Genomic DNA, 6,726 nt, shown 5'->3' on the forward strand with positions numbered 1-6,726 from the left:
CGCGCCGGTTGCGCTCGGTGGCCTTCGTGTTGCGCGTCGTCACCAGCGCCTGCGCGTCGTAGCGTCCGACAATGAAACTCGCCGACCTGGACTGCATCGCTCCCCTCTACTTCACCATCATCCTCAACGCGATCCAGGAGGGTGCAACCGCAGAAGCCGCGAAGAGACTGGCGGACTCCCACATGGAAGCACACGCCATCCCCCCTGTTGAAACGCTCGAGCTGGTGGAATCGCTGACGGTGGAGGGGATGCTGGTGACGACGTACGGCGCCGCCGCCGTGAAGCGCGATCCGCATGCCGCGAGCCAGGAGGTGAAAGAGCTGTTCCGCCTCATCGGCATCCCCGAGCAGGCCATGTCTCTGGTCTGGCCCCCCGCGTCGTAGGGCGTCGCGCAGAGGATCTAGTACGGAACGGCGAGGAGCTTGACCGTCCTCGCCTTCGCCTGCTCCCGCTGGTTGTCGCGCAGGTATTTCTCCGTCTGCTCCAGGCTCGCGTGGCCGACCAGGGCCTGGACGTCTCGAACCGGGGCGCCGGCGAGCAGCAGGTCGGTGATGTACGTCCGGCGGCCGTCGTGGGAGGTCAGCTTCCGGACGCCAGCGCGCTCCGCGAGCCCCTGCACGACATCGTTGATGGTCTCTGCACACAGCCCCCGCCTCTGGTTTCGAAGATGGGTCACCAGCGGCCCAGGGTGACGGCCTCGTACCGCGAGCCAATCCTCAACTGCTCGCAACGCACCGTCCGGCAGCGGGACCAGCCGCTGCTTGTTGCCCTTGCCGAGCACCTGGACCGCCACGCCGTCGAAGCCGCCGAGTTCGAGGCCTGCCACCTCCGCGCGGCGCAGCCCGCCGCCGCTCAGCAGCGCCAGCACTGCAGCATCCCGCGCCCCGCGGCGGCGTCGCACGTCGCCGCGCGCCGACGCGAACATTCGCCGCAGTTCCTCACCAGTGAGCTTCCTGCCAGGCTTTGACCTCTCGCCGCGCACAGGCTTGAAGTCGGTCGCATCCTCGTACTCCTCGTAGGTCATCTGACCGTGACGCCGCGCCTGGGCGAGGACGCCGCGAAGGGCCGCGAGGTAGCGGTTCGCCGTGGCTGGTGTGTATCGCTCAGCGAGCAGCGCGGGGACCGGTCCCGTGTGGACCGCTCGCAGCCTGCCCCAGGGCATGGACTTCTCATCCTTGTGGCCGAACAATCGGGCTACGACGCGCAGCGCTGACCGCTGTGTCTTGCGCGACCCCCCGCTCTGCAGCGTGAGAAGGTAGGCGGTCGCTGGGTCAAGCGACGCAGGCCGCAGCGGCGCGAGCTCGGCGCTGGGCGTCTCGGCTCCTGTGGGGGTGGCGACGTCTGGCATCGACGGTGTTGACATCTCGGATCTCCGCAGAAAACAGGCCTGCAGCGTCGATAGATCCGGCGTCTGGGAGCGCACGCGATCTGACAACGGCTGCCCCCCACATCGCCTGCCCCACGTCAAACACTGATCGCCTCGTGGGAGCAACAGATGGTCTCTGAAGATTTTCTCTTCGCCCCCACAGAAGATCGCTCCTTATACGGAGCTTTACATCTCGTGCGAGAGACGCGCGCGCGCACTTGCGCAGCCACACCGCGACGCGGTAGCCCTATCGATGTCTGGGCGACAAAAAGAGCAGCCCCCCCGACGTGGCTTTGAGCGGCGCGTGTCGGAGGGGCTGAGGAGGTAGTGCTGTGTCTGGTGAAGTGAACGATACCGCGGACGGGGCGTCCGAGGCAAGCGAAGACCACGCTGGGCTCGGACAGGATACGACCGCGCGTCCCATTCCGTTGCAGAACAGGTTTTTGCCTTTCGCAGCGATGCACAACGTCCGGCATGCTGGCCTGGTCGGTCTCGCTCGCGCCGTGGCCTTTGACCTCGTGCTGATGACCCCGGCGGACGGGAAGTGCGAGATCACCAACGCTCAGCTCGGGAAGCGCTGCGGCCTGAGTGCGAGCACAGCGGGGCGTGCGCTCCGCGAGCTCCGGGACGCAGGGCTGATCATCATGCGCCGGCGTGGCTCCGTCGCGAACGTTGTGACGTGGACGGAGGCATCTCAGAGGACCATCGCCGGGCGCAGAAGCGGGGAAAGAGCGTGAAAGAGGCTGTTATGGCGCGGGGCGCGCGGGGTTCCTAAAGGGAGGTTGCGCGGTCGATGGACGACCGACGTTGCTTCCGGAGGAATGTCTCATGGTCGATATCAATGCCCCGGCACTCGCGTTTGCGGCTTACCCGACGCGGGTCGACGAGGTGCTGCTCCGCTTGCCGGAGGAGCCCACGGTCACGGAGGAGGCGCGCGCGTACTTCGACGCGCGCATCGAGGAGCATCAGGCGCGGAATCTCGGGGCCGACGTGGGGTCGGCCGCGGTGATCGAGGACTGCCTCGATGCGTGCAACAGGGCGCTCCCGCTCGTGCTGGCGTCGCGGCTCCACGGGTACGGGGTGCTGCGGCTGCGGTACCTGCTGGAGACGACGCGGGCGCTCGCGGTCCAGGTGGCGGCGCTCGATGTCACGATGGTGGACGCGGCGGGCGCCGGCGCGGCGCGGGGCGCGGAGCTGCGCGACTCGCGGGAGCTGCGGCGGGCAGGGCTGCGGGCCTTCAAGAACCTGTCGGGGCGCTCGGCGGAGCAGCAGGCCCGGGTGAAGAAGCTCCGCGAGGAGGTGGAGCGGCCGGATACGCGGGCGCGCTCGCTGGAGACGCTGGCGCTGGAGCTGGAGACGCTGATGGCGGTGGTGCCGGAGGAGGTGGTGGCGGACGCGGGGGCGACGCCAGATCTCCTGCTGGGGCTGCGGGCGCACGCGCGGCAGGTGCTGGCGTCGCGGGAGCGGGCGGTGAACGCGTTCGGTTCGGTGCGCTCGCAGTACGACCTCATGAACGTGCTCGATGGGCGCATCCTGCACGAGCTGCGGGCGCTCACGGGCGCGATGCGCGACGCGCGGAAGACGGATCCCACGGTGGCGGTGCTGCGGCTGTCGGTGCTGCGGCCGGGGAAGCGGCGCGCGGCGGACACGCCCACGCAGCCTGACAAGGCGCCGGGGACGACGCCGGAGAAGACGTCGAGGAAGCGCGCGCGGGGGGCGGGACGGGACGGGCAAGACGCTGCCGCGATGCCGTCCGCGCAGGCCCCGGTGAAGCCGGACGTCGTCGCTGCGGAAGAAGCGCCGGCTGCGGCTCCGGCGGGCTGATCTCCCCTCGATTCGAGCCTCTTCGGCGCGCTCCCCTCCCCTCGGCGCGCTCCCCTCCCCTGCATCTCCTCGCCGCCCCGGCACTGCCAGCACCGGGGCGCGCGCCCTCGACGCGATCCTCGACGCAGTCCGCGACGCGGTCACCTTCACATCGTCAGCGACCTCGCGGCGGGCCGGAGTAGTCTCCCCGGACGATGGCGGCGATGGCTCACTTTGCTCCGCGGGCGTTCGGTCGTGCTGGGTTCTCGGTCAGTCCGCTGGGGCTGGGGACGGGGAGGCTCGGGGGGCAGGAGGTCTCCGAGGCGGAGGCGGAGAGGCTGCTGCACGGGGCGGTGGATGCGGGGGTGATGCTCCTCGATACGGCGCCGAGCTACGGGCTCGCGGAGGAGAGGATCGGGCGGTATCTCGGGGGGAGGCGGCAGCGGGTGGTGCTGTCGACGAAGGGGGGGTACGGGGTGCCCGGGGTCCAGGACTGGACGGGGGCGGTGATCACCGCGGGGATCGAGGCGGCGCTGCGGCGCATGAGGACCGATCACCTGGATGTGTTCCACTTCCACTCGTGTCCGGCAGAGACGCTGTGGCACTCGGACGTCATCGAGGCGCTGGAAGGTGCGGTGAAGGCGGGGAAGGTGCGGGTGGGTGCGTACTCGGGGGAGGGAGAGGCGCTCCGGTGGGCGGTGGGGTCGGGGCGCTTCGGGGCGGTGCAGATGTCGGTGAACCTGTGTGATCAGCGGGTGCTGGATGGGGTGGTGCCCGCGGCGGCGGCGGCTGGGCTCGGGGTGATCGGCAAGCGTGCGCTGGCGAATGCGGCGTGGCGGTTCGAGGGGCGGCCCACAGGGGACTACGCGGAGGTGTACTGGGAGCGGCTGCGGGCGATGGCGCCCGAGAGGCGGGGGCTCGCGTGGGATGCGCTCGCACTGAGGTTCGCGGTGTTCCAGCCCGGGGTGAGCGCGTGCCTGGTGGGGACAGCGAGCCTTGAGCGCCTTTTGCACAATGTGCAGATCGTGGAGGAGGGGCCGCTCGCGCAGGATCACATGGAGGCGCTGCGGCACCGGTTCAGGGAGGAAGATCGAGATTGGGCGGGGCAGGTGTGATTCGGCACGCCGGATCCACGTTCGGGACACGCACTGACAAAGGAAGATTTCGGTACGATCCGAGCGAGCGCCGCCGGGGGCTGCGTCATCACAGTGGCGGTGGGCTGGCGAGGCCGCGCCGACCTTGCACGGTGGTGCGCGGCCGATGACGGCCCGATTTTTGGACCCCTGGGGGGGGAGGCTGCACCGGGACCGAAGGCGGAGACGGGGCAGTCCGGGTCGGAGGAGACATGCTCGCCAGCAAGGTCGCGGTGTATGAACCGCTGCAGTATGTGACGCCCGAGGGCGCGGGGTGGGTGCACGCGCTGTATGGCGATGTGCCCGGGCACCGGCGCGACTTCATCTGCGCGCCCGATTCGCGCGGGGATCTGAGCCGGACGCGGGTATCGCGCCTGTCCCGGCTGATGGCGTCGCTGGAGCCGAGGTCAGGGAGCAGGTTCGCGTTCGCGATCGGGAACCTGTCACGGGACGACGCCGTGCGGGAGCCGGGGCAAGGCGCGGTGGCGCTGATCTTCGGGACGCGGGTGAGCGGGATGATCGAGGCGCCGGGGGGCAAGGAGCCGGCGTTCGCGCACGCGATCTGCTCGGTGGATCGGCAGTTCACCCCGGCGGCGCTGGTGTCGTCGGCCCTGGCGCTCTACAGCCACGTGGCGGGGTACGCGGCGGGAGAGCCGCGCAGCGACGTGGCAGGGTCGGGGGCGCTGTCGGCGTGGGAGCGCTCGCGGGGGGCGCGGCCCTTCTACCGGGCCTACGCGCGGTGCATGACGCACACGCCGCTGCAGGCGCCAGCGCTGGTGCGGCGGTATCTGGAGAGCTTCACGGACATCCCCACGCCGTCGACGGGGGCCCCAGGGCCGGTCTGGACTGCAAATCCGGACCAGGCGCGGGGGCGGATCGTCATCGTCCACGATGAGGAAGATCCGTTCGCGGCCGTGGCGCAGGTGGCGGCGCGGATCGCGTCGGTGCTCCTGCGCTCCAACGTCCGGTGGGCGGCGGTGGTGTGCGATGGGACCATGGAGGCGTCGGGAGACCTGGTGGTCGAGTTGACGTCGAAGAAGCCCTCGGGGCTGCCGCGCGACGTGATGGTGATGCGGTTCGAGGACGTGCCGGACGACGAGGAGTCGATCGCGCGGGAGATCCTGGGGGCCTTCCCGCGGGTGCACATGGATGGACCGCCGACGCTGCGGCGGCCACGCTCGGCAGACGAGGAGCCCACGCGGCCTTGCTCGCGGGCGGAGCTGATGGAGGCGCTCGCGAAGGTGAGCGTGGCGACGCGGCGGTTCGATGGAGCGGCGCTGGCGTTCGCGGACGAGAAGACGGCGGGCGCCATGACGGCAGACGCCGAGGCGGAGGGCGCCGTGGCCGCACCGGAGGAGCCGGAGGCGAAGAGCGCGGGGGCGGCGCCGGTCTCGTCGACGTCGCAGGCGAAGGAAGCGGCCGCGGGGAAGGCTCCGGCGGTGGCGTCTGCAGGGTCCGCGCCGGTGGGGACGAAGGGCAAAGGCGCGCCAGCGTCGGCGGCGGCGTCGGTCGCGCCGGTCGCGCCGGTCGCGCCGGTCGCGTCGGTCGCGTCGGTCGCGAAGGCAGTGAAGTCAGGGTCGAGGATCGCCGGGGTGGGCAGTGCGTCAGTGCCCCCGAGGTCCAGGCCAAAGCTCGAGCTGGGGGGCGTGGCGTCCGCGGTGGTAGCGCAGGGCGTGGCGCCGACGTCGGCGTCGACATCGACGTCGACGATCACGGCGCTGGGCTCGACGAAGGGCGGGCCGAAGGGGGACGTGAAGGCGCCGCCGGGTGCGGAGAGGAAGTCTTCGGCGAAGGTGGGGAGCCTGCGGGAGAGGGTCGATGCGACGCGGCCCACGTCGCGGGCGGCGGTCGTGCCGGGGGTGGGCAGGGAGAAGCTCGACTCGGCGCAGTCCACGCGGCGCGTGGTGGCCGCGCTGGAAGAGGGCGAGGCCCTCGCGGCGCGCTCGGCGGCACGCTCGGTGGACGCGGCGCGCGCGGGGGACGCGGATGGCGCGGTGGACGCGGTGGACGCGGGGGACGCCGGGGACGCCGGGGACGCGGGGGACGCGGGGGACGCCGGGGACGCGGGGGACGCCGGGGACGCGGATGGCGTGGATGCGACGCACGTGGTGCTCGACGTGGAAGGGCGGCCAGAGGCCGTGCCGGCGACGATGAAGGCACCGACGGGGGCGTATGCGCCGCGGGCGGCGCGCAAGGCGTCGGTGGTGGTGAAGAGCACGCCGCCGCCGCCGCTGCACATGGAGCTTCCGCCGGTGCACGAGGAGTACGCGCCGGTGTCGTCGGGGCCGATCACGCGGGAGTCGGTCGCGCCGCCGGAGGTGCGGCGGCCCGGGTCGTCGTCGATGCGGCCGGTGTTCCCGGAGGTGGAGCTGCGCGCAAGCTCGCCAGAAGTGCGGATCCTCTCGGTGGAAGAGGTGACGTCGA

6 protein-coding genes are annotated in these 6,726 nt (G+C 71.4%); 5 read left to right on the forward strand and 1 reads right to left on the reverse strand.

Annotated elements, in window-relative coordinates; all coding sequences use genetic code 11:
• The first annotated feature begins 71 nt into the window (after window positions 1-71).
• Window positions 72-383: a hypothetical protein gene (locus tag CAP_RS09805; RefSeq protein WP_044238926.1), complete on the forward strand. Its 312-nt coding sequence runs from the start codon at window positions 72-74 to the stop codon at window positions 381-383.
• Window positions 384-400: 17 nt separating this feature from the next.
• On the opposite strand, the gene CAP_RS09810 is transcribed toward CAP_RS09805, so the two are convergent.
• The gene (locus CAP_RS09810) at window positions 401-1,162 is read right to left on the reverse strand and encodes a tyrosine-type recombinase/integrase (RefSeq protein ID WP_197041098.1); all 762 of its coding nucleotides are present in this window, start codon (window positions 1,160-1,162) and stop codon (window positions 401-403) included.
• A gap of 728 nt (window positions 1,163-1,890) precedes the next feature.
• Here CAP_RS09810 and CAP_RS55685 point away from each other — a divergent pair.
• The 4 genes from CAP_RS55685 to CAP_RS09830 form a co-directional block, all read left to right on the forward strand.
• Window positions 1,891-2,103, forward strand: coding sequence for a winged helix-turn-helix domain-containing protein (locus CAP_RS55685; RefSeq protein WP_370865972.1), 213 nt, complete (start codon window positions 1,891-1,893; stop codon window positions 2,101-2,103).
• 91 nt (window positions 2,104-2,194) lie between these two features.
• Entirely contained in the window at window positions 2,195-3,190 is a 996-nt protein-coding gene (locus CAP_RS09820; RefSeq protein ID WP_044238931.1) for a hypothetical protein, read from the forward strand.
• Between the two features lie 203 nt (window positions 3,191-3,393).
• Window positions 3,394-4,284: an aldo/keto reductase gene (locus tag CAP_RS09825; RefSeq protein WP_044239037.1), complete on the forward strand. Its 891-nt coding sequence runs from the start codon at window positions 3,394-3,396 to the stop codon at window positions 4,282-4,284.
• A 230-nt stretch (window positions 4,285-4,514) separates the two neighbouring features.
• Window positions 4,515-6,726 (forward strand): hypothetical protein (locus CAP_RS09830; RefSeq protein WP_044238932.1); only part of this gene is annotated, 2,212 nt, incomplete at its 3' end.

It is taken from the genome of Chondromyces apiculatus DSM 436 (assembly GCF_000601485.1).
In the GTDB taxonomy this organism is placed as follows: Bacteria; Myxococcota_A; Polyangia; order Polyangiales; family Polyangiaceae; genus Chondromyces; species Chondromyces apiculatus.